The following is a 272-nucleotide window of genomic DNA, read 5'->3' on the forward strand; positions in this document are numbered from 1 at the left end:
CAAAAAGGCCCGGGCGATTAGGGACCTTAAAGAACCCCTATACCAACAGCTGACCGATAACGAGCAACTACCGCTCTACGAAGACATTGAACGCCCCTTGTCCGCGGTCTTGGCCCACATGGAAATCACCGGGATTCATGTCGACGCAGCGACCCTAAAGGAGATGGGTTCCAAGTTAGTTGAACGTGAGGCGGAGCTAGAACAGGCGATTTACCAAGAAGCCGGCGAGGAGTTTAACATTAACTCCCCGAAGCAGCTGGGCGTAATCTTAT

1 protein-coding gene is annotated in these 272 nt (G+C 52.6%); it reads left to right on the top strand.

What is annotated here, in order from left to right; all coding sequences use genetic code 11:
• A partial coding sequence (locus L9G74_RS20615) for a hypothetical protein (protein WP_238898628.1) occupies nt 1–272 on the top strand: 272 nt, incomplete at both ends.

The organism is Shewanella electrica (genome assembly GCF_022321485.1).
Classification (GTDB): domain Bacteria; phylum Pseudomonadota; class Gammaproteobacteria; order Enterobacterales; family Shewanellaceae; genus Shewanella; species Shewanella electrica.